This window comes from Nakamurella endophytica (assembly GCF_014646215.1).
GTDB lineage: Bacteria > Actinomycetota > Actinomycetes > Mycobacteriales > Nakamurellaceae > Nakamurella > Nakamurella endophytica.
The window spans coordinates 270,200-295,590 of sequence record NZ_BMNA01000002.1 but is presented as its reverse complement, the minus strand read 5'-3'; the positions used below and the strand labels follow the sequence as shown (position 1 = coordinate 295,590).

Here is a 25,391-nt window from a genome sequence, read left to right as displayed (position 1 = left end):
CGACGCGCTGTCGGGGCCGACGGACGTCGCGCACAGGGAGACGATGCCTGGACGGACACCTGCGCACAATCAAAGATTCGTCCCGGATCGGTAAGCAGCGCTGTATGGTCTCGGCGTGCTCGACCTCCAGCGGCTCCGGGTGCTCCGTGCAGTCGTCGCCGATGGCTCCATCCACGGCGCGGCCGCGAGCCTGGGGTACTCCGCCTCGGCGATCAGCCAGCAGATCAGCGCGCTGCAGAGGGCCACCGGCCTGGTGCTGATCGAGCGCAACGGCCGCGGCATCGCGCCGACGGCGGCGGCCAGGCGCCTCACCGACGAGGCCGGCCGGGTCTTCCAGAGCCTCGCCGAGCTCGACGGGCTCGTGGAGGACCTGCGTGCGGGCCGGACCGGCACCTTGACCGTCAGCTACTTCGCCTCCGCCGGTGCCACCTGGATCCCGCCGGCGATCGCCACCGTCGTGCGGGAGTTCCCCCGCCTGCGGTTGGACCTGCGACTCGTCGAGCGGGCGGAGACCCACGAGGCGGATGTCGAGATCTTCGTCGAGGGCCCGACACCGCCGGAATCCCGACCAGGGTACCGGGTCCGGCCGTTGGTCGAGGAGCCGTACCACGTGGTCGTCCGACGCGACAGCGCGTTCGGCGGCCACCGTCACGTCGCCCTCCGCGACCTCGCCGACCAGGCCTGGATCGACAACGACGTCGCCCACGGTCCGTGTCGACAGCTCATGCTCGACGCCTGCCAGGCGGCCGGCTTCACTCCCGCCTTCCGGGTCGAGACGCAGGACTACGCCAGCGCGATCCAATTCGTCGCACAGGGCCTCGGGATCACCGTGGTTCCCCGGCTGGGACTCGGCGCGCTTCCGGTCACGGTGGTCGCGATACCCGTGACGGACCCGGTCCCGGTGCGTCGGATATCCCTCGCCGTCCGGGCCGGATCGGCCGCCAACCCGGCGGCGAGTCGACTCGTCGAGCTGCTCACGGCCCAGGCGCGGACCGGCGACCTCTGACGATCGGCAGGCGTCGCACCCGGTGGCGGTGCACTCCGGCACTTGCCGGCTGCGTGCCGGGACCGCACGGTGGGCACCCGCCCGGGGACGCACCGTCGACGGCGGGTTCCGCGCAACCCTGCACGCGACGGTCCCGTCCTGGGTCTGTGGCACGGACGGGGCGGCGGTCGAGCCGCGCGGTGGCGGGCGCCCTGGTGCTGGCCGCGGCGTTGCTCGGCATCGGGTACGGCGCCCGCGGCGGTGCAGCGGCGACCGCGACACGCGGCGCTGCGAGCGGAATCGAGGGGTCCGCCACCGGCGGAGGCGCGGCCGGCTGGCGGTCGGGCCCGCGCCCCGACCTGCCCGAGGGCTCGCGTCTGGTCCGGGTCACCACCGCGGACGCCCGGTCACCGGTGTGGCCGCGGGGAGTGGACCCGTCGGATCCGACGGTGCAGTGGTCCGCTTCCGAGGACCTCGTGCAGGTGTCGTGGGGGATCGGGCCGGCGGGGCCGTCCCCGTCCGCCGCCTCCGGCGGGTGGATGCGACTGGGCGACCAGGGTTTCACCGTGACCACGTCCCGCACCGTCGCCGACGATCCCGACACCACCGATCCCCGGACCCGAGATGTCGACACCGAGGATCCGGACAACAGAGATCCGGACACCCGAGATCCGGACACCCGAGATCCGGACACCCGAGATCCGGACACCCGAGATCCGGACACTGCCGCCGACACGGTGCACGACGTCCCGGTGACCGTCGCCGGACGCGCCGCGACGCTGTCGGTCTCGGCGTCGCCCCCGTCGTCCGCCGGCGTGCGGTCGACGCAGTGGGTGTCCTGGGCCGCCGGCGACGGCCGGTGGGTGCACGCCTGGATCCCCGGGACGGACCGGGCCGCACTGCTGCGCTTCGCGGCGACGGTGGAGGACCGGGACACCGCGCTGCGGGCGCGGGTCACCGTCGGGCTGACCCTGCCGGGGTTGGACCGGCAGGTCACCGACTCGCTGGCCGCCGCCGCCACCCCGCTGTACCCGGCGGACGTGCGGCTGTGCCCCGCAGGTGGCGAGGACACCATGCCGTCCGCTGCGCGTGCGCGCCGATGCCTGACCGCTGCCCTGCTCCACGGGTCCGATCCGGGCCGGCTCGCGCTCTCCACCACCGGGCCGGTCACCGTCGAGCACCGGGCCGGCCTGGAGATCGAGACCTACCCGCAGGACCACCTGGCCTGGACGGCGGTGGCACCCCGGTCCGCAGTCGTCGTGCGCACGCCGGACCGCACCGCCGTGACGCCGGCGGAGCTGGCGACCATCGTGGCCTCGGTCCGGTACGACCCCGCACTGGCCGACTGAACGCGCCGGGGCCGCGTGCCGGCGGGACCGGTCCGCCGTCCGAAGCCCTGACCACAGGGCGGCGACGACGCTAGAGTGCCTCGATGGCATCGCCGGTCGCGGCCGGGCACCCGCCGCAGCAGATCCGCTTCTGCCGCGCGCCGGACGGCGTGCGGATCGCCTGGGCGGTGCACGGCTCAGGACCGCCCCTGCTGATCTCCACCTGCTGGCTCAGCCACCTGCAGTTCGACTGGGAGAGCCCGGTGTGGCGGCACTTCCTGGTGGATCTGGGCCGGTTCGCCACGGTCGTCCGCTTCGACGAGCGCGGCCACGGGCTCTCCGACTGGGACGTCACCGACCACAGCCTCGAGGCCCGCCTCGGGGACCTGCGAGCCGTCGCCGACGCCGCCGGGTTCGACCGGTTCGCGTTGATGGCGATGGCACAGGGCGGTCCCGTCGCCATCGCGTACGCCGCCGCCCATCCGGACCGGGTCACCCGGCTGCTGTTCTACGGCAGCTACTCGGATCCGCTCCGCGAGAGCACCCCGGAGGACCTGGAGCTGGAGGCGGCGTTCAGCCAGCTGATCCGGGCCGGCTGGGGGCGGGAGGACTCCACGTTCCGCCGGGTCTTCACCAGCCAGATGATCCCGGGTGCCACCGAGCAGCAGAAGACGTGGCTGGACGACCTCATGCGGCGGTCGGTGTCCGCCACGACCGCCCTGCTGGCCCGGGAGCAGCGGCTGCGCACGTCGGCCACGGACCTGCTGCCGTCGCTGTCGGTGCCGACCCTGGTGCTGCACGCCCGCGGCGACCGGATGAACGGGTTCGGCGACGGCCTGCACCTGGCCGGTGCGATCGCCGGTGCGCGCCTGGTCCCGCTGGAGAGCGACAACCACATCCTGCTGGCGGACGAGCCCGCCTGGCCGGTGTTCGTGGACGAGGTCCGGCGGTTCCTGCTCGCCGACGGCGCCGCGGGCGGGACGGTCCCGGGCGCGGACGCGCTGTCCGAACGCGAACGCGAGATCCTCGCCCTCGCCGCAAGAGGCAGGGACAACGCCGACATCGCCCGTGCCCTCACCCTGAGCGTGCGCACCGTCGAGCGGCACCTGCAGAACGCCTACCTCAAGCTCGACGTCCACGGCCGGTCGGCGCGCGCCGCGGCCGTGGCCCGGCTGCTCACCGGCGCCTGACTACGCGCCGGCCGCCACCGGCCGTCCCGCGGTTACGCGGTGGACCGGACGCGGCCCGCCGCCTGTGCTCCCTAGCGTCGGTACCACCACCGCACGTCGACCCGGGAGGACCGAGATGACCACCACTGCACTGGATCCGATCAAGCTCAAGCACCGCGCGATGTGGGCGATGGGCGACTACGACGCCTTGGCGACGGAGGTGATCCCGGAGCTGGGGACCACTCTCGTCGCCGCGGCCGGGGCCGCCGCCGGCCAGCGCGTCCTGGACGTCGCCGCCGGCTCCGGGAACGCCAGCCTGCCGGCGGCCGCCACGGGCGCCGCGGTGACTGCCAGCGACCTGTGCCCCGAGCTGGTCGCCATCGGCCGCCGGCGCAGCACCGAGCGAGGACTGCCGGTCGACTGGGCTGAGGCCGACGCCGAGCGCCTGCCGTACCCCGACGACGCCTTCGACACCGTGCTGTCCTGTGTCGGGGTGATGTTCGCCCCGTTTCACCAGCCGGTGGCGGACGAGCTGGTGCGCGTCACCCGCCCCGGCGGGACCATCGCGCTGGTCAACTGGACGCCGACGGGCTTCATCGGGCAGCTGTTCTCGACGATGAAGCAGTTCCTGCCGCCGCCGCCGGCCGGCGCGTCCCCGGGCCCGCTCTGGGGCGATCCGGTCCACGTGCGGGCCCTGTTCGGCGACCGGGTCACCGACGTGTCCGCCGAGAAGCGGCTGCTGCCGGTGCGCCGGTTCGCCGACGGCCCCGCGTTCCGGGACTTCTTCGCGCGCACCTACGGGCCGACCATCTCCGCGTACCGCGCGGTCGCGGACGACCCGGCCCGGACAGCCGAGCTGGACACCGCACTGGTCGACCTCGCGCGCCGCCACCAGCGGGCCGACGGGGCGATGGACTGGGAGTACCTGCTGTTCACCGCGCGCGTCGGCTGAGCCTGCTGCCCTGCCGCGCTGCCCGGCTCGGACGCCGGCACCGAGCCGACACCGAGCCGGCAGTGGTCAGCTCGCGGCGCCGTGCGGGTCCAGGCTGTTCAGCGTGGCGACGACGTCGTCGTAGTCGCCCCTGGCCTCGCCGTAGCGCAGGAACTTGACGTTCTCCACCTGGATCTCGGTGACATCCGGTCGCGTCGCGATGATGTCGAAGACCTCGTCGACGAACGCCTGCAGCGGCATCGCGGACTGGCTGTCGCGCTGGCCGGGCAGCAGATCGGTGCGGACCGACGGTGGTTCGAGCTCCACGACGCGCACGCCGGTACCGGCCAGCTGCAGGCGCAGGGACTCGCTGAGCATGTGGATGGCGGCCTTGGTGGCGTTGTAGCTCGGCGTGACCCGCAGCGGCGCGAAGGCCAGCCCCGACGACACCGTCATGATGGTGGCGTCCGGGCGGGTCCGCAGGTGCTCGATGAAGGCGGCGATGAGGCGGATCGGCCCGAGGAGGTTGGTGTTGACGGTCTCCTCGGCCGACGCCAGGAAGCCGTCCGGGGAGGTCCAGTCCTCGATCCGCATGATGCCCGCCATCGGCACCAGCACATCGAGGTCCGGGTGCTCGGCGAGCACCTGCTGCGCGGCCGTCCGGATGCTGTCCGGGTCGGTGGTGTCGATCCGCACGACGTGGATGCCGGGGTGCTCGGCGGTGATCCGCTCGAGCAGCTCGGTGCGCCGCCCGCCGACGATGACGGTGTTGCCCTCCGCCTGCAGGCGGAGGGCGAGCGCGAGGCCGATGCCGCTGGTCGCGCCGGGGATGAAGACGGTGTTGCCGGTGGTGTGCATGGCGCCGAGTCTGTCGACCTGCGCGGACGCCATCCAGGCCGCCGTGGTCGGGGGATCGGCGATCCCTGGATGGCGCCGGCGCCGCGAGGGGACACTGCAGCGGTGGATCGCGACGCCCTCGCCGACTTCCTGGTGCACCGCCGGAACGGACTGCAACCCGGCGACGTCGGGCTCGGCGCCGGGCCGCGCCGGCGCGCCGCCGGGCTGCGCCGGGAGGAGGTGGCCCAGCTGGCCGCCATGTCCACGGACTACTACACGCGCCTGGAGCAGCGCCGCGGCCCGCAGCCCAGCACGCAGATGCTCGCGTCGCTGGCCCGGGCGCTCCGGCTGACGGCCGAGGAGCGCGACTACCTGTTCCGGGTCGCCGGGCACAGCGCACCGGACCGGACCGGGCGGCCCGGCCACGTCGCGCCCGGGCTGCTGCGGGTACTCGACCGGCTCACCGACACGCCGGCGATGATCCTCTCCGCACTCGGCGAGGCCCTGGTGCAGAACGTCCCGGCCCGCGCGCTGTTCGGGGACGCCGGCCGGTGGACGGGGCTGATGCGCAGCGGCATCTACCGCTGGTTCGTCGACCCCGACGGGGAACGCGGGCTCTACCCGGAGCAGGACCGCGATCGGCAGAGCCGCGCCCAGGTGGCGTCCCTGCGCGCGGCCTACGGGGCGATGGGTCCGCGGTCGGCGGCCGGGGAGCTGGTCCGCGAGCTCTCCCGCCGCAGCCCGGAGTTCGTGCGGCTGTGGGAAGCCCAGGAGGTGGGTCGCCGCTTCGAGGACCACAAGGTCCTGGTGCATCCCGAGCTCGGTCCCATCGAGGTGGATTGCCAGGCTCTGTTCACCGAGGACGAGTCGCAGATCCTGCTGGTGCTGACCGCCGCGCCGCACACCGAGGACGCCGGCAAGCTGGCCCTGCTCAGCGTGCTGGGCACCGAGCGCTTTGCCGGCGCGTAGGTCGGGAGCCGGTTCCGCCAGGCCCTGGTGGTTTCGTGCAGTCGGGACCGAGCCCGCGTAGTCCACGCTGGTCGCGACGGACGGGTTCAGGACGGGAGCGGACATGCACAGCAGGCAGCACCGGACGCGGGTGGCCGGGACGGAGCCCGGACAGCGGCACCTGAACCGCCTGCAGACGACCGGGCGGGAGTACCGGGGGCTCAGCCGGCCGGAGTGGTCGGTGCAACGCACCGACGACGTCCCGGTACCGCTGCGCGACGGCACGCGGTTGCGCGCCGACGTGTACCGGCCCGACGGCGACGGCCGATTCCCGGCGCTGTTGTCGTTCAGCTGCTACCCGCGCCAGATCCAGGACCTGGGTGCGCCCCTGGGGTTCATCGAGTCCGGCGCCACCGACTTCTTCGTGCCCCGCGGGTACGCGCAGGTGATCGCCAACGCCCGCGGCACCAGCGGCTCCGAGGGCACCTGGAGCCTGCTGGACGAGCAGGAACGCCAGGACCTGTTCGACACCGTGGAGTGGATCGCCGCCCAGCCGTGGTGCGACGGCCGCGTCGGGATGCTCGGCATCAGCTACTTCGCGATGGCGCAGCTGGCCGCGGCGGTCGAGAGACCGCCGCACCTGGCCGCGGTCTTCCCGGTCGCGACGACACACGACCTGTACGAGGCGGTCCGGCACCACGGCCTGCTCAACGCCCACTTCATCTCGGCGTGGCTGCCGGCCGTGGGTGTCCTCGCGCACCGGCCGGGGGAGTTCTGGCAGACGCACCGGGTCGACCTCGTGCGGCACGTCCTGAACACCGCGCCGGTGCACCGGCGGATGGCGCACGTGAACGGCGAAGCAGCGGTCGCCGTGCTGCGCAGGCTGATCCACGCGCAGGCACCGGCCGAGCCGTTCGGCCGGCTCTGGCAGGAAGCCACCGTCGAGCACCGCGTCCGCGACGGCTTCTGGGACGAGCGCGATCTCACCGAGCGGCTGCGGGACATCGACATCCCGGTGTACCTGGGCTGCGACCTGGAGAACGTGCCGCTGCACCTGCCGAGCACCTTCAAGGTGTGGAAGGCCCTGCGGGACAACGCGCACGTCCGGATGTCGCTGCTGCCGCCCGGCGGGCTGTCCTGGCCCTGGGAGAGCCTGCACGTGGAAGCCCTGGCCTGGTACGACCAGTGGCTCAAGGGCGTCGACACCGGGATCCTGGACGGCCCGCCCATCCGCTACCAGGTGGTCGGCACGGACCAGTGGCGCACGGCCGACACCTGGCCGCCCGCGGACAGCGAGCTCCGCCCCCTGGCCCTGCGGGCCGACGGCACGCTGGCGACGGACGAGGGCGACCCCGGGGTGCGCGAGCTGCTGCACCTGCCGTCCGACGAGTTGTCCGCCCGGCCCGCCACCCTTGGCCCGTCGCCGTTGCCGGACCGGCTGTCCTGGCAGACCCCGACGCTGATCGAACCGCTGGACGTGGTCGGCGACGTCGAGCTCCGGCTCGACGCGACCACCAGCGGGGGCGACCTGGCGTTCATCGCCGTCCTGCAGGACGTCGGACCGGACGGAGCCATGGTGCCCGTCACCGCCGGCTGGCTGTCGGCCGAGCTCCGGGAGGTCGACGAGGCCGGCAGCGTCGACGGCGCACCGGAGCTGCCCTGCCGCCGGGCACTTCCGGTGCCGGCCGGCGAACCGGTCTCGTACCGCATCCCGATCGTCCCGACCGCCTACCGGGTCGCCGCCGGCCACCGCCTGCGCCTGGTGCTGACGCACGACGACCGCGGCGAGGACGGCCCGACGATCCTGGGCTTCACCCACGCCCCGGTCGGCGGTGCGAGTCACACCGTCGTCCGTTCGTCCTCGCGACTGCTGCTGCCGGTGCTGCACCGCGGCTGATACCGGGCCTCGACCGGCGTCGGCGGTGCCGTCCGTCCGGACGGCGTCGGGCACCGGCGCGCGGCGCGGCGCGCCGCCGACCGACCCGGGTGTGATCTCCGCGCCGGCCGGGGTGGACACTGGCGCGGCGGGTTCGACAACGCCAGCCTGCACCGCCGCGCCGAGCCCCGGGTCGTCCCGGCCGGTGCGGCCGGACGCGGAGGGACCGTGCGGTGTCACTGGTGCAGCGTTTCGAGGATGCGGTGCAGGAGGGGGCCGGGCGGCCGGGTCTGGGTGACCCGGCCATGCTGGCCAGCCGGCTGGCGTGGGCGACGGCACGCGTGCTGCCCGTCGCGGGGGCCGGGATCAGCGCGCTGGGGGATCCCGACGTGAAGGTCCCGGTGGGTGCCAGCGACGACATCTCCGCCGCCGCGGAGCGGCTGCAGTTCACGGCCGGCGCCGGCCCGTGTCTCTCGGCCCACCGGGCGGGTTCCGCGGTGGCTGCGACCTCGGCCCGGCTGCACAGCGAGTGGCCGGTGTTCGCGTCGTTGCTGTTCGAGCGCACGCCGTTCCTGGCGGTGCTGTCCTTGCCGCTGGAGTGGCCCCTGGTCTCCATCGGTGCGGTGGACTGCTACCTGACGGCCGACAGCGACCTGACCTCGACGTTGCAGGACGGAGCTGCGGTCGTGGCCAGCCGGATCAGCGCTGCGCTGGCCCGGGAACTCACCGATCCGCGGCGCAACGGTGACCCGGCCGGCGAGGGTGTCGGCACCGGCCACGAAGTCGGAGTCGCCGGTCCGATGTGGCTGCACGGACCGGCCGCGATCTGGCGGTCGCAGGTTCCCGTCGCGGCCGGGATCCTCACCGTCGCGCTCCAGCTGACCCTGTCGGATGCGGTGGCCGTGCTCCGGGCACACGCCTTCGTCACCGACCGGACGGTCGACCAGGTCGCCGACGACCTGGTGCACCACCGCATCCGCCCGGAGGAGCTGGCACCCGGAGCCGGGTGATCCACCCACGGCCGCGGGCCGTCCACCCCGGGAGCGGCGAGACGCCGGGGGCGGGCGGCGTTCTCGGGGTGTCCGCTCATCCCGAGGTGGGATCTCAGGAGCGGCCCCGCCGGCGGCGCGGCGCCGCCGACCGCGGCGGGGCGGAGCGCATGTGGTCGCGCACGGGCGTCAGCAACCGGGCGAGCGTCTCGACGTCGTTGGGCGAGAGCGGTTGCAGCAAGAGGCTGTTCACCACCTCGATGTGGCCCGGCAGCACCTGCTCGAGCAGCGCGCGACCGGCGTCGGTGATGGTGACCGTGACGCCGCGTTCGTCGTCCGCCGCGGGCGCGCGCACCACCAGGCCGGCCTCCTCCAGTAGCCCGGCCTGATAGGTCAGCCCGCTCCGGCTGTAGACGACGCCGTCGGCCAGGTCGGTCATCCGGGCACTGCCGTCCGGTGCGTCGAGGCCCAGGCGTGCCAGCAACTGGAACTGCACGTAACTGAGATTGCCCGCCTCGCGCAACTGCTGCTCGACCGCGTGCCGGAGCAGGCCGGCCACCTCGATCAGTGCGAAGTAGGCGCCGAGCTGGACCGGGTCGAGCCTGGGTGCGGGATCCGACATGCACCGAGTCTACTTGCTTCGGATTTGAAGCACTGCTACTGTCGTCCCTAGTGCTTCAAGTTCGAAGCACAACGACACGAGAGCGAGCAGGATCATGAAGGCAGTGCGTTTCCACCAGTACGGCGATCCCCAGGTGCTGCGGCACGAGGACGTCGAGCAACCCGTCCCCGCCGCAGGTCAGGTCCGGATCCGGGTCGCGGGCACATCGTTCAACCCGGTCGACGCGAGCATCCGCGCCGGCGGCATGCAGGGCCCGATCCCGGTGGCGCTGCCGCACACGCCGGGCATCGACGTCGCCGGCACTGTCGACGCGCTCGGGCCGGAGGTGACCGGCCTGGCCGTCGGTGACGCGGTCGTCGGATTCCTGCCCATGGTCACGGACGGCGCGTCCGCGGAGTACGTCGTCGCGCCGGCCGACGTCCTGACGGCGGCTCCGACCACCATCCCGCTGGCCGACGCCGCGGCGCTGCCGCTCGTCGGCCTGACCGCTGACCAGGCACTGTTCGACCACGGCGGGCTGGTCGCCGGCCAGCGGGTGCTCGTCAACGGCGCCGGGGGAGCGGTCGGTGGGTACGCCGTGCAGCTGGCCAAGGCCGCGGGCGCCCACGTGGTCGCCGTCGCCGGTTCGCGCAGCCGCGACCGGCTGGAGTCCGCCGGCGCCGACGAGGTGGTGGGCCACCTCACGGCCGACACGGTCTCGGCCGTCGCCGGGCCGTTCGACGTCGTCCTGAACCTGGCGCCCGTCGACCCGGCGGTGCTCTCGGCCCTGGTCGGCCTGGTGCGGGACGGCGGCGTCCTCGTCAACACGACGGTGTGGATGCCGGCCGCGTCCGACGAGCGTCGCGGCGTGCGAGGTGTCGACCTGTTCGTGCGCAGCGACGCCGCGCAGCTTGCCGAGCTCGTCGCCATGGTGGACACCGGCCAGCTGCGGGTCGACGTGGCCGAACGCCTGCCGCTGGCGCAGTTGCCGGAGCTGCACGCCCGGGCCGCCGCCGGCACGGTGTCCGGCAAGGTGGTCGTGGTTCCCGACGCCGGCTGACCGGCCGGCGACCGCGCCGGTGGACGGGCGTCTGTGAAGACGTTGCCCGGGCGTCGCGCGCAGGCGCCCGACCCGGACTCGCGGAACCGTGGTCGGGCGGTCAGTCGGCCGTCGATGGATCGTCGGGGTCCATCGCACCTGCTCTCGGCCGCGGCAGGCCCAGGTGCTCGCGCAGGGTGGCGCCGGTGTACTCGGTGCGGTACCGGCCGCGGCGCTGCAGCAAGGGGACGACATGGTCCACGAAGGCGGTCAGCTCGTACGGCAGCGTCGAGCCCATGAGGGTGAAACCGTCACTGGCGCCGGCGTCCTGCCACGCCAGGACATGGTCGGCGAGCTGCTCCGGGGTGCCGACGAAGTGCATCTGTCCGGCGCCGCCGGTGACCTGCTGCGCGACCTCCCGCAGCGGCACCTGCGGCCGAGCCTGCGCCGCGGCGAACAACTGCCGCGCCCGCTCCGAGACCGTCGAGGGGTCCGCCCACAGGCTCGCCGGCAACGGCGCGTCCGGGTCGAAGGCGTCCGGGTCGAGACCGGCCGTGTACAGGGCGTTCTGCCACCGGAAGTCCGCACTGGCCAGCTCCTCCAGCCGTCCCGCCCGGGCCCGGGCCTCGGCCTCCGTGCCGCCCAGCGTGATCATCAGCGCCGGCAGCAGGGTGACGTGGGCCGGATCGCGGCCGGCGGCGACCACCTGCTCGTCGAGCCGGCGCCGGAATGCGGCGGCGGCCTCGATGGACGGCGGACCCGAGAACACCAGCTCCGCGTAGCGCGCCGCCAGCGCGATGCCGTCGGCCGACTGCCCGGCCTGCACCAGGACCGGGCGGCCCTGGGGTGAGCGCGGGAACGGCAGGATGCCCTCGACGTCGTAGTGGCGGCCGTGGAAGTGCGGGGCGTGCAGCTTGCTCCGGTCACCCCAGACGCCGCGGGCGCGATCGGCGATCACGGCGTCGTCGTCCCAGCTGTCCCAGGCCCGGATGGCGACATCGACGAACTCGTGCGCGCGGGCGTACCGGTCGGCGTGCTGCGGCAGCGGCGGTTCGCCGTAGTTCGCCGCGGCGAGCGGCGTCATGGTGGTGACGATGTTCCACCCGGCGCGGCCGCCGCTGAGGTGGTCGAGCGTGGCGAACCGGCGGGCGAGGTCCCACGGCTTGTTGTACGTGGTCGAGCCCGTGCCGATGAGTCCGATGCGGGTGGTCACAGCGGCCAGTGCGGAGAGCACGGAGATCGGGTCGAACTGGGTCTGCGGCAGGTGGGTGACCCGGTACTCGGCGATCGCGATGTTGTCGGCGAGGAAGACGGAGTCCATCAGGCCGCGCTCGGCGAGCCGCGCGAGGTCGGCGTAGTAGGGCAGGCGCAGCACGTCCTGCCCGTCGTCGCCGACCACCCGCCACGCGGACTCGTGGTACCCGTTGGGCCAGACGAAGGCGTTGAAGTGCAGCTGCCGTGCGCTCATGGGGACGACTCTGGCGGATGCGGCGCCGGCCGACCGCGTCCGCCACGCGGGAAGCCGTGCCGGGAGCCGTGGACCGGAGCGGCGGTGGACCGCGCCCGGGAACCTCCCCACCGTCCGGCGGACGTCAGGACGGCACGGGTCGGACGAACGGGAAGGCCAGCACCTCGCGGATGGTCGAGCCGGTCAGCATCATGACGATGCGGTCGACACCGAGCCCGAGACCGCCGGTGGGCGGCATCCCGAGTTCCAGGGCGGCCAGGAAGTCCTCGTCGAGCTCCATCGCCTCCTCGTCCCCGGCGGCGGCCCGCAGGGACTGGGCGGTCAGCCGGGCCCGCTGCTCGACGGGATCGGTCAGTTCGCTGTACGCCGTGCCGATCTCCATCCCGAACGCGACGAGGTCCCACCGCTCCGCGAGTCGGGCGTCGCGCCGGTGCGTCCGGGTCAACGGCGACGTCTCGACGGGGAAGTCGGTGAAGAAGGTGGGCTCCCAGGTGGCCGGTTCGACGAGGTGTTCGTACAGCGCCGTCACCAGTTCGCCGGCCGATGCCCGTTCGGAGACCGCGACGCCCCGGCGGCGGGCGAGGTCCTGCAGGGCGGCCACCGGCGTCTCGACCGTGACGTCGCACCCGCACGCCAGGCCCACCGCTCGGTGGACGGTCTGCGTGCGCCACGGGCCCGACAGGTCGACCGTCGTCCGCTCACCGGCCGGGCCGGTCCGGATCGCGACCGGCGCGCCGTTGACCGCCTCGGCGACCTCGCGGACCACGTCGGCGGTGATGTCGCGCATGCGGAGGTAGTCGGCGAAGGGCAGGTAGGCCTCCACGGAGGTGAACTCCGGGTTGTGGGTGCCGTCCGCCCCCTCGTTGCGGAAGTTCCGGCCGATTTCGAACACCGGCCCGCTGCCGCCGACGACCAGCCGTTTGAGATACAGCTCCGGGGCGATCCGCAGCGACAGGTCACGGTGGTAGGCGTTGATGTGGGTGCGGAACGGCGCGGCCGACGCCCCGCCGTGCACGGCGTTCAGGATGGGCGTCTCGACCTCGTCGAACCCGCGGCTGCGGAAGGCGTCCCGCAGCGCCGCGACGGCGGTGCTGCGCCGCCGGATCATCCGGGCCGCGTCGCGGTTCACCAGCAGGTCGGCCGACCGGTCCCGGAGCCGGGTCTCCGGGTCGCGCAGCCCCTGTCGCGCCGGCGGCAACGGGCGCAGGGACTTCGCCGCGGTGCCCCACCGGTCGACCAGCAGCGACGGCTCGCCGGTGCGGCTGGCACCGACGACGCCTGTCGCGCTGACGATGTCACCGCGGTCGACACCGCGCCGCCACAGGCCCATCGAGTCCGGTCCGGTCAGCGCCCGGTCCAGGACCAGCTGCAGCCGCGCGTCACCGTCCCGCAGGTCCGCGAACAGCACACCGCCGAGGTCCCGCACCGCCTCGACCCGTCCGACGGCGCTCACCGGCGAGCCGTGCGGACGGTGCCGCAGCTCGGCCAGGTCCGCGGTCCGGGGCACCGCGACGGGGTAGGGATCCATGCCGGCCTCGCGCAGCCGCGCGAGATGCTGCCGGCGGATCCGCTCCTGGTCGCGCAGACGCCGGACCGGTGCCGCCGAGACCGCCGTCCGCGCGGCCAGTTCCGCGACCGCGGCGATCAGCGCACCCTCGCTGACGGGCGCGGCGGCCGCGCCGCCCGCCGGCAGGAAGCCCTCGGCCATTCCGGCCGCGACGGCCACCCGCGGCAGGGACAGCGGCGAATCGATGCACAGGTAGCGCGGCACCCAGCTGGGGCGGTACTTGGCGTTCGACCGGTACAGGCTCTCGAGCTGGAAGAACCGCGAGAAGACGCCCAGCACCGCGTTGTTCAGGCGGACGACCGGTCCGGCGCCGAGTTCCTCGGCCGCGGCGAACACGCCCCGGAACATGGCGAAGTTCAGCGACACCCGCCGGACACCCACGTCGACGTGCCGCTGCACCAGCGCCACGACCATGGCCTCCAGCAGGCCGTTTGGGGCGTCCGGAGCCCGCCGCATCAGGTCGAGCGAGACCGCGGACGGCCCCCACGGCACGAACGAGAGCACACCCGCGGGCCGCCCGTCGGCACGGTGCCCGACCACCATCAGGCAGTCGCCGTCGACGGGATCGCCCAGGCGCGAGAGCGCCATGGAGAAGCCTCTTTCAGGTGCGTCACCGCGCCAGCGGTCGGCCAGCTCCGCCAGCTGCGCGAGCTCGGCGGGGTCGACGTCGCGGTGCCGCCGGATCGACACGGTGAAGCCTGCGCGCTCGATCCGGTGCACGGCCTGCCGGACCGGCTTCATCCGCGGCCCGGCGAGGCTGAAGGACGGCAGATCGAGGATCGCCTCGTCGCCCAGCGGGATCGCCCGGAAGCCGGCCGCGACGTACGCCTGCGCCGCCTCCCGGCCCACGGAGATGGCCGCCGGGACCCACCCGTAGCGTCGGGCCTGCTGCAGCCACTCGCGGATCGCCGCCGGCCAGTCCCGCGGATCGCCGAGCGGATCCGCGGAGGCCAGGCACACCGACGCGAGCACCCGGTAGCTCACGGCCGCCCGACCGTCCGGTGCGAACAGCACGGACTTGTCGCGGCGGGTCGCGAAGTACCCGAGCGAGTCCTGGTGGCGGCTGGTGGCCAGCAGCCGGCGGACGGCGAGCTCGGTGCCCGCGTCGCCGGCGGCCGGCGCCCGACCGGACCGCAGGAACACCGCCACCGCCGCGATCAGCACCAGCGCGGACAGCGTGCTGGTCAGGCTCACCGCCCACGGCGGCAGCCGCGGGGCACCCGCCGGGCGGGGCAGCAGCGAGTCCAGGCCCAGTGCGGCCCGCACCGCCTCGACCACCCGGACCCACGGGTGCCGGACGTCCGGGAGCTGCCACTGGGTGACGGCGATCGCCACGCCGACCGAGAGCGCCCCGCCGGCCAGCAGGACCAGCAGCGCGGCCCGCCGCGATCCGGGCGACCGTCGAGCGGGGAAGGCCGAGCGCGCCGACCACAGCACCACGGCCAGCACGGCACCGACCACGCCTCCGAGGTAGGTCAGCACCGCGTCGCCGACCGACGGCGAGGGCGCGGGACGGGGGAACCAGAACCAGTGGCCGGTCGCCGCCCTGGCCAGCACGACCAGTGCCCACACCACACCGAGCAGCTGGGTGGCGAGCACGATCCACAACGCGAAGCGCTTGCGCCGCACCAACGCTCCGGTGAGCAGGAACATGATCAGGACGCCGAGGACGTTGTGCAGCACGGGAAGGTTCAGCGTGTCGGCCACCGCGTCGAGGGGGTCGAACTCCCGTGCACCGATGCGGTGCGGCAGGTCCAGCACCGTGAACAACGACGCGACGACGTAGACGACGACGGTCCACCGGGCCACCCGCTCGGCGGACCCGACGGGATGCCTGCGGACCTGGGTCGCCACGTCGCGCAATGTACTTACCCGCCGCGAAATTCCGCGTGAGCCGGGTACACCGACGGCCGCCGGACGCGGAGCCGGTCGTCAGCAGCCGTCGTCGGGGGCAGCCGGCACGTCGTCGCCCGGGAGCCGGAGCAGTGCCCGCACCAGCAGCAGCAGCATCCCCGCGTCCCACGGCGGCGAGTACGAGGTGTCCGTCTCGCACCCGCCTTGCCGGTGGCCGCCGATCAACCCGACGACCACCGGCTCGCGGCCGGGTCCGGCCGTGCCGGTGGCACCGGCCAGCCAGGGCGCACCGCTGGTCCCGCCCGGGTAGCCCTCGCAGTCGAACGCCGGATGTCCGTCGTCGAGGTACACGGTCGCCGTGCACGCGACCGGCGCGTCGCCGGAACCGGCCGCGTACGCGGGCACCCACACCGGGGCGCCCGCGGGCGCCGCGTCGCCGAGCTCGACGCCACCGCCGGTGAGATGGGCGAGCCGGCCCGCCGTCCCCGCCGGTCCTGCCACGCGCAGGATGGCGTAGTCGTCCGCCTCGTCCGCATGCGTCCGCCACCCGGCGGGGACCCAGGCCGTCACGACCCGCCACTCGCCGAACGGCGCCGGATCCCGTGCCGTGCCGTCGTAGCCGGGGACGAACGTCGTGCCGACACCGGTGCCGGACACGCAGTGCGCCGCGGTCAGCACCAGGTCGGCAGCGCCGGCCAGCACGGCGCCGGTGCACTCGTGGTCGCCGGATCCCAGGCCGCGCGGGAAGAGCGGCCCGACAACCGGATCCGCGGCCACGGTCACGGCGTGCGGCGTCGCGGACGCGACGTCCGCGCGCGGGCCGGCGACGCCGAGTGCCGTCGTGGCGACGACCGCGGCGGCCAGCGTGCGCAGCGCCCTCCGGTGTGCCGCGCCTAGCCCCGGCGTCGGGCCACCCCCGTCCCTGCAGGGCCGCCGCCTCGGTCGACTTCCACGGCGACGACGGCGACGACGACACCGACGACACCGACGACACCGACGACACCGACGACACGGTGTGGCGGAGAGGGCATCCCGACAGTGTCCGCCGGAGACCTGTGAAGCCGGCGTGTTCACACCTGTTGCCCATGGGCCTCCGCCCGCGCTCGCGGCAGGCCGGCCTACGGTCGCGCGGTGCCGGACGGCCGGCGCAGTGTCGCTGCGCCCGGTCGCATCCGGCGCGGGACAGGGGATGAGGGACCGCCATGTCGCTGACCGGACCGCTGCTGGAGTGGCTGCTCTGGGTCGCCGCCCTGGCGCTCTTCGTCTGGTGCGTCGTCGGCTGGGCGCGCTGGGCGCGTCCGGGTTGGTGGCCGGTGGTGGTGCGCATCCTGCACCAGCTGGGCATCGTGACGCTCGTCGTGCTGGCCCTCGCGGTGACCCTGAACGACGACTATCTCTGGTACGCCGACTGGTCCGACCTGCTCGGCGGCGGAGGCGTCACGGCGGCCGGTGTGGTCACGGCCGGTGCGGCGGCGTCGGCGGCCGCCGCCGTGGTACCGGGCGGAACCCGCCCGGGCGCCGGACTGGCCCAGCTGGCCCTGGAGGAACCGGCGCTGCACCTGCGGCAGCATCCCGGCGTCGACGGGCAGTACCGGGACTTCGTCATCCCCGGGCCGACGCCGGGGTCGTCGGGGCGGTTGACCGTGTGGTTCCCGACGGACTACACCGAGAAGGCCTTCCAGGACCGGCGGTACGCGGTCCTGGAGGCGTTCCACGGCGTGCCCGGCACACCGACGCAGTACACCAGGACCATGCGGCTGGGCAACACGATGGCCGCGGTGATCGGCCGGGCCGAACTCGCCGACACGGTGGTGGTCATGCCATGGATCTCGCCGGGCGGCGTGGACACCGAGTGCGTCGACGGCGGGGCGGGCGGCATCCCGATGGAGACCTGGCTGACCGACACCGTGACCGGGTGGGTGGATCAGCACCTGCGCGTCGACACGTCGCGGTCGGCCTGGGCCACCATGGGGTTCAGCGCGGGCGGGTACTGCGCGACGATGCTGGCCATGCTGCATCCCGCGCTGTACTCCGCGGCGATCAGCCTCGGCGGCTACTACCAGGCCGAGTTCGAGGGCGGCTACCAGCCTTTCACCGCCGGAAGCCCGGAAGGCCGCCACTACGACCTGGTCCGGCTCGCGCAGGACGCGCCGCCGCCGACCGCGCTGTGGGTGCAGACCTCGCCGGCCGACCCGCTGTCCTACGGCAGCACGACGCAGCTGCTGCACGACGCCCGTCCGCCGCTGTCCGTGACGGCCGAGATCCTGCCCGACGCCGGTCACCGGCTGGGCGTGTGGAACCCGCTGATCCCCGGCGCGCTGCAGTGGCTGGGGCAGGTGGCGCCCGGCTTCCGTCCGGGCGGCGCCGGGACGATGCCGGTCACCGGCTCCGCGGCGGGATCCGCGGCACCGGTCGGGGCGGGCCGGTCGACCGGCGCCGCCCCGACGGTGACCACCGGTGGGGCGACCGCCGTCCCGACGGCCCCGCGGACGTCGGCGGCGCCCGGGGCCGGGACCCGGCCGACCGGTCGGTCGGGTCGTCGGCCGGCCACCCGCCGCACCACGTCCTCGGCCGGGGCTGTCACGCCCGGTCCGTCGCGGTCAGCCCGGTAGACCGCCGGCAGCAGCGGCCGTCCCGCCAGCCGAGTCGTCGGGGACCCCGTCTCCGAAGCGGGCGAGAGCGACCGCGCCGCCGACGGCGAGCACGAATCCCACGACGGCGATCGGCCAGGAACCCGTTCGCACCCGGTCACCGAGCACGGTCACCCCGACCACCGCGGGCAGCACCGTCTCGACCGTCACCACGACCGCGGACACCGCGGTGACCGAGCCGCCGTCCAGCGCGAGCGTGAACAGCACCAGCGCGGCGACGCCCGACGACACCACCGCCCACAGCGACGGCTGCCCGAGCACGTGCCACCAGGCCGCCGGAAGCTGCACCGAGCGGGCCGCCACGGCGACCACGGTGAAACCGAGACCGGCCCCGCAGGCCAGGACCTCGGACCGCCGGCGACGGTGGCGGGCGATCGACGGCACCGCCGCGAGGGGCAGCACCAGGGCGAGAAGCGCCCACTGCCAACCGGTACCGGACGCCTCGGCCTGCCCGGGCGAGCCCGAGACGGACAGCAGCACCAGCCCGACGGCGGTGGCCGCCAGGGCCGTCCACGCGCTGCGGCCGAGAGCGGTCCCGGTGGCGGCCGCGAGGAGCGCGGTGACGGCCACGTTCGCCGCCACCACGGCCTGCACGACGAACAGCGGGAGGAACTGCAACGCCACCACGGACGCGACGAAGCCGACCCCGTCGACCACCAGACCGAGGACGTACAGCGGCTGTCGACCGAGCGCCACGGCGAGAGCCGCCCCGCCACCCGACGCCGGTCCGGATCCGCCCGCGCGCCGCACCCCGACCGCCTGCAGCACGGACGAACTGCCGTAGCAGACGGCCGCGACGGCGGCGAGAAGGAGACCGGCCAGCACGTGGGCAGTGTGGCACGATGGCGCCCGGCGGCGACGGGACGGTCCTGCGCCCCGACCGCCCGTCGACGACCGTGGTACCGCGCCGGCGGTGCGGGTTGCGCTGTGCTGCAGTGAGTGTGCTGCGCACCGACGCGATGCGCCGGAGTCCTGCAGTGGGTCGCACGGGTCAGGATGGATGCGATCCGGTCGAGTTCCGCGGGCACCGCGGGGCGACGCTGCACCACTGTGACGGCCGAGGATTAGCCGCCCGACTCGGATGTCGCCAGTCGCGCCGCGGACTCCAGGTGCAGGGCGTGCACGAACGCCTGCGGGAGGTTGCCGCGCAGTTGGTGTTCCGCGACGTCGAACTCCTCGGCGTAGAGCTGCGGGGGTCCGCAGGCCGCCTGCATGCGCTCGTACCAGGCGAGCGCGGCCACCGGCCGCTGCTGCTGGTGCAGCGCAAGGGCGGTCACGAATCCGCACAGCAGGAATGCTCCCTCGGCGTCCGCGAGCGGGGAGTCGCCGTGACGGAACCGGTACGCGTAGCCGTCCTGCGTCAGCTCCGCAAGGTAGGCGTCCAGGGTCGCGACCGTGCGGGGGTCGTCGGCGGGCAGGGCGCCGCGGATCGGCGGCAGCAGCAACGCACCGTCGAGACCCGGATCGCTGCGCGAGCGTTGCCAGCGACCGGAAGGGTGCACCGCATGACGAGCCGTGTCGGCCACGATGGTGTCCGCCAGCGCCAGCCAGTCGGCAGCCGCCGACCCGGCCTGCGCGGTGGCGGCGACGGCGCGCAGGCCGGCGGCGCAGATCAGCCGACTGTGCGTCCAGGGCTGTGGGTCGATCTCCCAGATGCCCGCGTCCGGCTCCTGCCACCGTCGGGCGATCGCGCCCGCGGCCACCCGCAACGCCTCGAGACCGTCGGTGTCGAGCCGGTCCCGACGGCCGGCCGCGGCCAGCAGGAGCAGCGACTCGCCGAAGGCGTCGAGCTGGAACTGCTCGTTGACCCAGTTGCCGACCCGGTCGTAGCCGCCGGGGTAGCCGGGCAGGCCGATGCGCTGCTGATCGGGGACCCGTCCGCCGGTCGGGGTGTACGCCGGCCGCATCCGGTCGCCGTGGTCGAGCAGGCGTGCCGAGACGAAACGGGTGGCGTCGTCCAGCAGGTCGTCGATGCCGGCCGCGGCGGCCGCCTGCCCGGCGTAGCACTGGTCGCGGATCCAGACGTAGCGGTAGTCGTAGTTGCGGCCGGCCTCCGCCCGTTCGGGCAGGCTGGTCGTCGCCGCCGCGACCATGCCTCCACCGCTCGACGTCAGACCGCGCAGCACGGCCGCTGACCTGCGCGCCCCGCTCGGGTGCAGGCAGTGGTCCAGGTCCGGGACCGCGCGGTGCCAGGCGTCCTCGGTGGCGCGCCACCCGCCGTCGGGGTCCGGGACGTCCTTCGGCAGCGGCACGTCGCTGACCTCGAACACGAAGTCGTGCTGCCGGCCGGCCGGCACGACCAGGTCGAGGACGACGGCGCCGGTCTGCCGCACCGCACGGGTGCCCGCCAGCCCGGACAACCGCAGGTGCAGGTCCCCGGACCGGCCCTGCCAGTCGGTGTCGGTCCGGTGCACGGTCCGCGTCGGTCGGTGCCCGAACTCGGCCCTGGCGTCCAGCTCGAGCCGCACGTGGGCGTCACCGGCCACCGCGACGACCCGCCGGAGCAGCACGCTGCGATGCGGATCGGCGGGGAAGCACAGCGCCTCGCGACACTCGACGATGCCCGAGGTGGTGACCCAGCGGCTGCGCCAGATCATCGAGCGGTCCTCGTAGTGGCCGCCCCAGACGTGCCGCTCGACCGGCGCGATCGCGAAGGAGCCGCGGCCACCGAGCAGGCTGGCGAAGACGGCGGGGGAGTCCCACCGCGGCACGCACATCCAGACGACCTCCCCGTGCGGGCCGATCAGCGCGCCCCGCTCGCCGTCGGCCAGCAGCGCGTACTCCCGCAGGGTCTGGGGCGGGTAGGGGAGTCGGAGGCCGCTGCCGTCCGTCCTGCTCGCGGCGCTCACCGCCGCAACCCCGACCGGAGACCGGCGAGGGCGGAGCAGGTGGCGACACTGCCGCTGACCGCGGCGGCCCGGCGGAAGCGGTGCGAGGCCACGGCCACCACCGCCATGCTGGCGGCGTGCAACGCCTCGACGGCGGCGCAGGCCAGGCAGACGGGCCGGATGGGCCACCGCAGCACCAGGCCGCTCTGCACGAGCAGCCGACCGCCGAGCAGGCGCACCATCGCCGGCGGCACGCCGGAGCCGAGCCCGTCCCACCGTGACGCCCGTTCTCCGCCGGCCAGCAGGACGAGGCCGTAGCCGGCCGTCGCGGCAGCCCAGATGCGCGGCAGTGCGGCGGGGACGGACGGCGACCTCGGGTGCGCCGTCACCGCCGGGCCAGACGCAGCCCGACCGCGCCCGCCAGCACGGCGCCGGCGAGACCGACCAGCACGCCGTGGTGCTGGGATGCCCACAATTGCGGATCGGTGGCGACAGCACGCTTGTCGAAGATCCCGTGCGAGCCGTAGTCCTTACCGTCCGGCCCGTCGGCCGGATCCCACAGGTTGGCGGGTCGCTCGCCGTCGGTCGCGGTGCCCGTCTGCTGCGAGCGGTATCCGGTCCGGCCCAGGTAGCGATCGAGCAGGCCGGGCGCCAGGGCATTGGCCGCGAGGGTGCCGGCGGTGCTGCTGCCCACCCAGTACTCGCGTCGCTTCGGGTGGTCGGCGGCGTGGAGCACGGCCCGCGCCACCCACTCCGGTTGGTAGATGGGCGGAACCGGCTGCGCCTGCCGGGGCAGGCGGGAAAGCACCCAGGAGAACTGCGGCGTGTTCACCGCCGGCATCTGCACCATCGTGACGTGCACGTTGCTGCGCTCGTGCAGCAGCTCGCAGCGCAATGCCTCGTTGAATCCCTGGATGGCGTGCTTCGCCCCGCAGTAGGCCGTCTGCAGCGGGATGCCGCGGTAGGCGAGCGCCGACCCGACCTGCACGATGGTCCCGCGGTCGCGAGGAGTCATGTGCCGCAACGCCGCCATCGTCCCGTACACGAACCCCAGGTACGAGACCTCGGTGACCCGCTTGTACTCGTCCGGCTCGATCTGCCGGAACGGCGCGAACACGGAGGTGAAGGCCACGTTGACCCAGGTGTCGATGGGGCCGATCTCCTGCTCGACGCGCGCCGCGGCCGCGAAGACGGCGTCATGGTCGGCGACGTCGGTCGGTAGGGCGACGGCGGTCCCACCGGCGTCCTGGACGTCGCGGACGGCGCCGGCCAGTCCCCTCTCGCCGCGGGCCAGCAACACCACGGTGTCCCCGCGGGCACCGAAGCCCTGTGCCACGGCGCGCCCGATGCCGCCGCTGGCGCCCGTCACCACCACGATCCGACCGCTCATGTGCCTGCTCCTTGTCCTGTGTCCGATGGGTACTCGGGTGCTGCGGTCCAGCCCAGCGCCCACAACTGCGCGGGATCCGGCTCGCCTCCCGCGACGGCGAGGATCTGCATGGCCTCGCCCACCCCTTCGCGCCGACCGGCGGGCACCCGCTCGAGGATCTCGGCGATGGCCGCCCGCCGCGCGGTCATCACCTCCTGCACCACGGCGACGCCTGCCGGTGTCAGCGCGAGCGCGAGCTGCCGCCGGTCCGCGGGGTTCTCGCGCCGGTCGAGCAGTCCGAGGCCGACCAGCCGGTCGCACGCCCGCGTCGCGTTCGACGGATGCACCCCCATGGCCTCGGCGAGTGCGTTGAGCCCCAGAGTGCCTCGGCTCGCGAGGATGACCAGCAACCGGAACTGCGCCACCGACACCCGGTCCTCCACGGCGGCCAGCGACTGCGCGCTCACCCCGACCAGCACCCGTGACGCCGCCAGGATCGCCTCGACCTGGCCGGCGAAGGGATCCGGACCCGACCGCCGGCTCGCCGTCCTCATGCCCGCACCACTCCCGCATCGCGCGAGGACGCCGGCTCCGGTGGCCGGCACCTGGGCGCCCGCCGGGATCGACCGCGGTCCGGCGGTCGCGGATCCGTGGTCCGGCAGCCGCCGGGCCCGCGGCGTCCTGGAGTCGTCACGCCGTCCACTCTGCGCCTTATCTTGCGCAGTCGCAACCATTGCGTCATGGTGTGTACTGTCGGCACAGCGCCACCCGGGCAGGAGGTGTCACCGTGGACGACCGATGCCGACCAGCAGCATGCGGCCCGCTCGCGCGCGGCGGTGTCGGTCGGCCGGTCGCCGAGGCGGCCGCGCGGACGGTCCGCCGAGCGCCACCGGGCGCGACTGGTGATCGGCCACCTGGCCGGGATCGGCGGAGCCCGCGCACGAGCGCTGATCGCAGCACGGAAGGACGACGACACCCATGACGTTCACCGAGATCGTCGAACACGTCGGGCAGGGCATCGATGCGGCCGGCGTAGCGGTCATGGTGGTCGGCGCGGTGGCCGCGGCGGTGACGGTGGCGGCATCCCGGACGGCGACGGACCGCTACCGCCGGTTCCGGCGGCAGCTCGGTCGATCCATCCTGCTCGGGCTGGAGCTGCTGGTGGCCGCGGACATCATCCGGACGGTCGCGGTGACGCCGACCCTGGGGAGCGTGGCCGTGCTCGCGGTGATCGTCCTCATCCGGACGTTCCTGAGCTTCTCGCTCGAGCTCGAGGTCTCCGGGCGCTGGCCGTGGCAGAAGCCCGACGACCAGCCGCCGGCCGCGTAGCGCGCGACCGGCGGACGGCGTCGCAGCCGTGTCTCGACCGGCTCCGGCTCACCCGGTGGCCGGACCGGTGTGGATGGTGACGCCAGCGACCCTGGGCAGGTGGCTCACCAGGTGCGCCTCGGCACGGTGGGCGACGTCGTGCGCCTGCCCGACGGACAGCCCGGGGTCGACCCGGATGTCGGCCTCCGCGTACAGGGTGTGCCCGATCCAGCGCAGCCGGAGCCGCGCCACCTCCCGGACGCCCGCGGTGTCCCGGAGTGCCCGCTGGCACCGTCCACCAGGTCGGGATCGACGCCGTCGAGCAGGCGGCGGAACACGTCCCGGGTGGCGCTGCGCAGGACGCCGAGGATCGCCACGGCGATGACCAGCGGTCGCCTGCATTGCTGCCTATCTGACTCCATGCGCAGACATCGCTCGTCAGCCCGGTGACGACGGCGGCGGCAGCACCGTCGGCGCCCGTCCGGGCGCGCAGGAAGGCGCCCGGACGGACTCAGGCCGCCACGTGGAACGTGCTGGCGAACCGGCCGAGCAGCTCCCCCTGCCCGTGGAGCACCTCGACGGCGCCCGTCGCGATCGCCCGGTCGGCCGGCAGCTCGCCGGTGATCACCCGGTGGATCGCCGGTCCCGCGGCGAACACCAGGTCGGCCGGACCTCCTCCCGGCGTGACGTCGAGGGTCGGGCCGTCGACCCGGATGAGCAGCTCCGCGGGACCGAGGCGGGCCGCGTAGGCGGTGCGCGGCAGCGTCGCGGCCACCCCCGCCTGGAACGCCGTCCGCAGGTCCACGGTCATCGACTCCAGGCTGATGACCTGCTCGTCGCGGGCATCCCCCAGGGCCTTGAACCCCCAGGCGCCGAGCGCGAGCACGACCGGCTCGAGCTCCCGGCCGTACGGCGTCAGCTCGTACACGATGACCCGCGACCGGGGCAGGCGGCGGATGACGCCCGCCGCCTGCAGCTCCTTGAGCCGCGACGCCAGGATGTTGCTGGGGATGCGGGGGAGTCCGGCAGCAAGCTCGCCGTAGCGGCGCGGGCCGACGAGAAGGTCGCGGACGATCAGCAGGGCCCAGCGCTCGCCCACGAGTTCCAGGCCGCGGGTGATCCCGCTGTACTGGCCGTAGTCACGTGCGGCCACCGGCGTCGACCGCCTCAGGCCTGCTGGCTCGCGAAGGCCTCGGGCCCCTGCTCGGCGGCCACCGGGTCCATGTAGCCGAACTCGAGGATGTTGCCGTCGGGGTCGGTCAGCTGCCGCTGATACATGAACCCGTAGTCGGACGGCGCCTGGGCCTCCGAGCCGCCGGCGGCCAGGCCCGCTGCGACGGCGGTGTCCACCTCGTCGCGGCTGTCCAGGAAGATCGCGGTGGCCACCGAGGGGTTGACCTTCGGGTCACCCAGCGGCAGCTCGGTGAAGGTCTGGAAGAACTCCCGCACCAGGATCATGAAGTAGCTGTGGCCGTCCTCGACCACCACGCAGGCCGCGTTGTGGTCGGTGAACTTCGGGTTGATGGTGAAGCCCAGGGCCGTGTAGAAGCCCTTGGCCCGGTCGAGGTCGGTCACCGGCAGGTTGACGAACATGGCGGGCATCGCGGAGTCCCTTCAGGACGGGGTCGGTCGGACCCCACGAC

At 74.2% G+C, this 25,391-nt stretch carries 23 protein-coding genes; 10 read left to right on the top strand and 13 right to left on the bottom strand.

Going from position 1 to position 25,391, the window contains the following annotated elements:
• The first annotated feature begins 115 nt into the window (after nucleotides 1-115).
• The 4 genes from IEY37_RS04895 to IEY37_RS04880 all read left to right on the top strand — a co-directional run bounded on the left by IEY37_RS04895 (nucleotide 116) and on the right by IEY37_RS04880 (nucleotide 4,434).
• Nucleotides 116-1,006 carry a LysR family transcriptional regulator gene (locus IEY37_RS04895; RefSeq protein WP_188940401.1) on the top strand — a complete coding sequence of 297 codons (891 nt, stop codon included), beginning with the start codon at nucleotides 116-118 and terminating at the stop codon, nucleotides 1,004-1,006.
• A 179-nt stretch (nucleotides 1,007-1,185) separates the two neighbouring features.
• Nucleotides 1,186-2,334, top strand: a complete 1,149-nt coding sequence (locus tag IEY37_RS04890) for a hypothetical protein (protein WP_188940400.1) — start codon at nucleotides 1,186-1,188, stop codon at nucleotides 2,332-2,334.
• A gap of 83 nt (nucleotides 2,335-2,417) precedes the next feature.
• Nucleotides 2,418-3,503, top strand: a complete 1,086-nt coding sequence (locus IEY37_RS04885) for an alpha/beta fold hydrolase (RefSeq protein WP_188940399.1) — start codon at nucleotides 2,418-2,420, stop codon at nucleotides 3,501-3,503.
• Between the two features lie 115 nt (nucleotides 3,504-3,618).
• Nucleotides 3,619-4,434 (top strand): class I SAM-dependent methyltransferase, encoded by an 816-nt coding sequence (locus tag IEY37_RS04880; protein ID WP_188940398.1) that lies wholly within the window; start codon nucleotides 3,619-3,621, stop codon nucleotides 4,432-4,434.
• Between the two features lie 66 nt (nucleotides 4,435-4,500).
• Here IEY37_RS04880 and IEY37_RS04875 read toward each other — a convergent pair whose 3' ends face one another.
• Nucleotides 4,501-5,271 (bottom strand): SDR family oxidoreductase, encoded by a 771-nt coding sequence (locus tag IEY37_RS04875; protein WP_188940397.1) that lies wholly within the window; start codon nucleotides 5,269-5,271, stop codon nucleotides 4,501-4,503.
• Between the two features lie 102 nt (nucleotides 5,272-5,373).
• On the opposite strand from IEY37_RS04875, the gene IEY37_RS04870 reads away from it, so the two are divergent.
• The 3 genes from IEY37_RS04870 to IEY37_RS04860 all read left to right on the top strand — a co-directional run bounded on the left by IEY37_RS04870 (nucleotide 5,374) and on the right by IEY37_RS04860 (nucleotide 9,084).
• Nucleotides 5,374-6,219 (top strand): helix-turn-helix transcriptional regulator, encoded by an 846-nt coding sequence (locus IEY37_RS04870; protein ID WP_188940396.1) that lies wholly within the window; start codon nucleotides 5,374-5,376, stop codon nucleotides 6,217-6,219.
• 103 nt (nucleotides 6,220-6,322) lie between these two features.
• Nucleotides 6,323-8,095, top strand: coding sequence for a CocE/NonD family hydrolase (locus IEY37_RS04865; protein WP_188940395.1), 1,773 nt, complete (start codon nucleotides 6,323-6,325; stop codon nucleotides 8,093-8,095).
• 221 nt (nucleotides 8,096-8,316) lie between these two features.
• Nucleotides 8,317-9,084 carry a hypothetical protein gene (locus IEY37_RS04860; protein WP_188940394.1) on the top strand — a complete coding sequence of 256 codons (768 nt, stop codon included), beginning with the start codon at nucleotides 8,317-8,319 and terminating at the stop codon, nucleotides 9,082-9,084.
• Nucleotides 9,085-9,178: 94 nt separating this feature from the next.
• Here the strand turns inward: IEY37_RS04860 and IEY37_RS04855 are convergent, their stop codons facing one another.
• Nucleotides 9,179-9,685 carry a MarR family winged helix-turn-helix transcriptional regulator gene (locus IEY37_RS04855; protein WP_188940393.1) on the bottom strand — a complete coding sequence of 169 codons (507 nt, stop codon included), beginning with the start codon at nucleotides 9,683-9,685 and terminating at the stop codon, nucleotides 9,179-9,181.
• A gap of 94 nt (nucleotides 9,686-9,779) precedes the next feature.
• Here IEY37_RS04855 and IEY37_RS04850 point away from each other — a divergent pair, with 94 nt between their 5' ends.
• Nucleotides 9,780-10,724, top strand: coding sequence for an NADP-dependent oxidoreductase (locus IEY37_RS04850; protein WP_188940392.1), 945 nt, complete (start codon nucleotides 9,780-9,782; stop codon nucleotides 10,722-10,724).
• Between the two features lie 100 nt (nucleotides 10,725-10,824).
• Here the strand turns inward: IEY37_RS04850 and IEY37_RS04845 are convergent, their stop codons facing one another.
• The 3 genes from IEY37_RS04845 to IEY37_RS04835 all read right to left on the bottom strand — a co-directional run bounded on the left by IEY37_RS04845 (nucleotide 10,825) and on the right by IEY37_RS04835 (nucleotide 16,375).
• A complete protein-coding gene (locus IEY37_RS04845; RefSeq protein WP_188940391.1) occupies nucleotides 10,825-12,171 on the bottom strand; it encodes an NtaA/DmoA family FMN-dependent monooxygenase in 1,347 nt (448 codons plus the stop codon).
• Nucleotides 12,172-12,295: 124 nt separating this feature from the next.
• Nucleotides 12,296-15,592 carry a bifunctional lysylphosphatidylglycerol synthetase/lysine--tRNA ligase LysX gene (lysX, locus tag IEY37_RS04840; RefSeq protein ID WP_188940390.1) on the bottom strand — a complete coding sequence of 1,099 codons (3,297 nt, stop codon included), beginning with the start codon at nucleotides 15,590-15,592 and terminating at the stop codon, nucleotides 12,296-12,298.
• Nucleotides 15,593-15,670: 78 nt separating this feature from the next.
• On the bottom strand, nucleotides 15,671-16,375 hold the full coding sequence (locus IEY37_RS04835; RefSeq protein WP_188940389.1) for a trypsin-like serine peptidase: 705 nt from the start codon (nucleotides 16,373-16,375) through the stop codon (nucleotides 15,671-15,673).
• A gap of 419 nt (nucleotides 16,376-16,794) precedes the next feature.
• Between IEY37_RS04835 and IEY37_RS04830 the strand changes: the two genes are divergently transcribed.
• The gene (locus IEY37_RS04830; RefSeq protein WP_188940388.1) at nucleotides 16,795-18,204 is read left to right on the top strand and encodes an alpha/beta hydrolase; all 1,410 of its coding nucleotides are present in this window, start codon (nucleotides 16,795-16,797) and stop codon (nucleotides 18,202-18,204) included.
• On the opposite strand, the gene IEY37_RS04825 is transcribed toward IEY37_RS04830, so the two are convergent.
• The 5 genes from IEY37_RS04825 to IEY37_RS04805 form a co-directional block, all read right to left on the bottom strand.
• Nucleotides 18,193-19,068, bottom strand: coding sequence for a hypothetical protein (locus IEY37_RS04825; RefSeq protein ID WP_188940387.1), 876 nt, complete (start codon nucleotides 19,066-19,068; stop codon nucleotides 18,193-18,195). The genes IEY37_RS04830 and IEY37_RS04825 overlap by 12 nt on opposite strands.
• A 239-nt stretch (nucleotides 19,069-19,307) precedes the next feature.
• Nucleotides 19,308-21,092 (bottom strand): glycoside hydrolase family 15 protein, encoded by a 1,785-nt coding sequence (locus IEY37_RS04820; RefSeq protein ID WP_229673882.1) that lies wholly within the window; start codon nucleotides 21,090-21,092, stop codon nucleotides 19,308-19,310.
• Complete coding sequence (locus IEY37_RS04815) at nucleotides 21,089-21,460, bottom strand: hypothetical protein (RefSeq protein WP_188940386.1); 372 nt, start codon at nucleotides 21,458-21,460, stop codon at nucleotides 21,089-21,091. Before IEY37_RS04815 ends, IEY37_RS04820 begins: the two co-directional genes overlap by 4 nt.
• Entirely contained in the window at nucleotides 21,457-22,461 is a 1,005-nt protein-coding gene (locus tag IEY37_RS04810; RefSeq protein WP_188940385.1) for an SDR family oxidoreductase, read from the bottom strand. Before IEY37_RS04810 ends, IEY37_RS04815 begins: the two co-directional genes overlap by 4 nt.
• Nucleotides 22,458-22,994, bottom strand: a complete 537-nt coding sequence (locus IEY37_RS04805) for a MarR family winged helix-turn-helix transcriptional regulator (RefSeq protein ID WP_188940384.1) — start codon at nucleotides 22,992-22,994, stop codon at nucleotides 22,458-22,460. The genes IEY37_RS04810 and IEY37_RS04805 overlap by 4 nt, the downstream gene beginning before the upstream one ends.
• A gap of 424 nt (nucleotides 22,995-23,418) precedes the next feature.
• Between IEY37_RS04805 and IEY37_RS04800 the strand changes: the two genes are divergently transcribed.
• Nucleotides 23,419-23,769, top strand: a complete 351-nt coding sequence (locus tag IEY37_RS04800; protein WP_188940383.1) for a DUF1622 domain-containing protein — start codon at nucleotides 23,419-23,421, stop codon at nucleotides 23,767-23,769.
• A 48-nt stretch (nucleotides 23,770-23,817) separates the two neighbouring features.
• Here IEY37_RS04800 and IEY37_RS22770 read toward each other — a convergent pair whose 3' ends face one another.
• The 3 genes from IEY37_RS22770 to IEY37_RS04785 form a co-directional block, all read right to left on the bottom strand.
• Nucleotides 23,818-24,000: a cation transporter dimerization domain-containing protein gene (locus tag IEY37_RS22770; protein WP_188940382.1), complete on the bottom strand. Its 183-nt coding sequence runs from the start codon at nucleotides 23,998-24,000 to the stop codon at nucleotides 23,818-23,820.
• Nucleotides 24,001-24,259: 259 nt separating this feature from the next.
• Nucleotides 24,260-24,901, bottom strand: a complete 642-nt coding sequence (locus IEY37_RS04790) for a winged helix-turn-helix transcriptional regulator (RefSeq protein ID WP_188940381.1) — start codon at nucleotides 24,899-24,901, stop codon at nucleotides 24,260-24,262.
• Between the two features lie 14 nt (nucleotides 24,902-24,915).
• Nucleotides 24,916-25,350, bottom strand: a complete 435-nt coding sequence (locus IEY37_RS04785; protein ID WP_188940380.1) for a VOC family protein — start codon at nucleotides 25,348-25,350, stop codon at nucleotides 24,916-24,918.
• Between the last annotated feature and the right edge of the window lie 41 nt (nucleotides 25,351-25,391).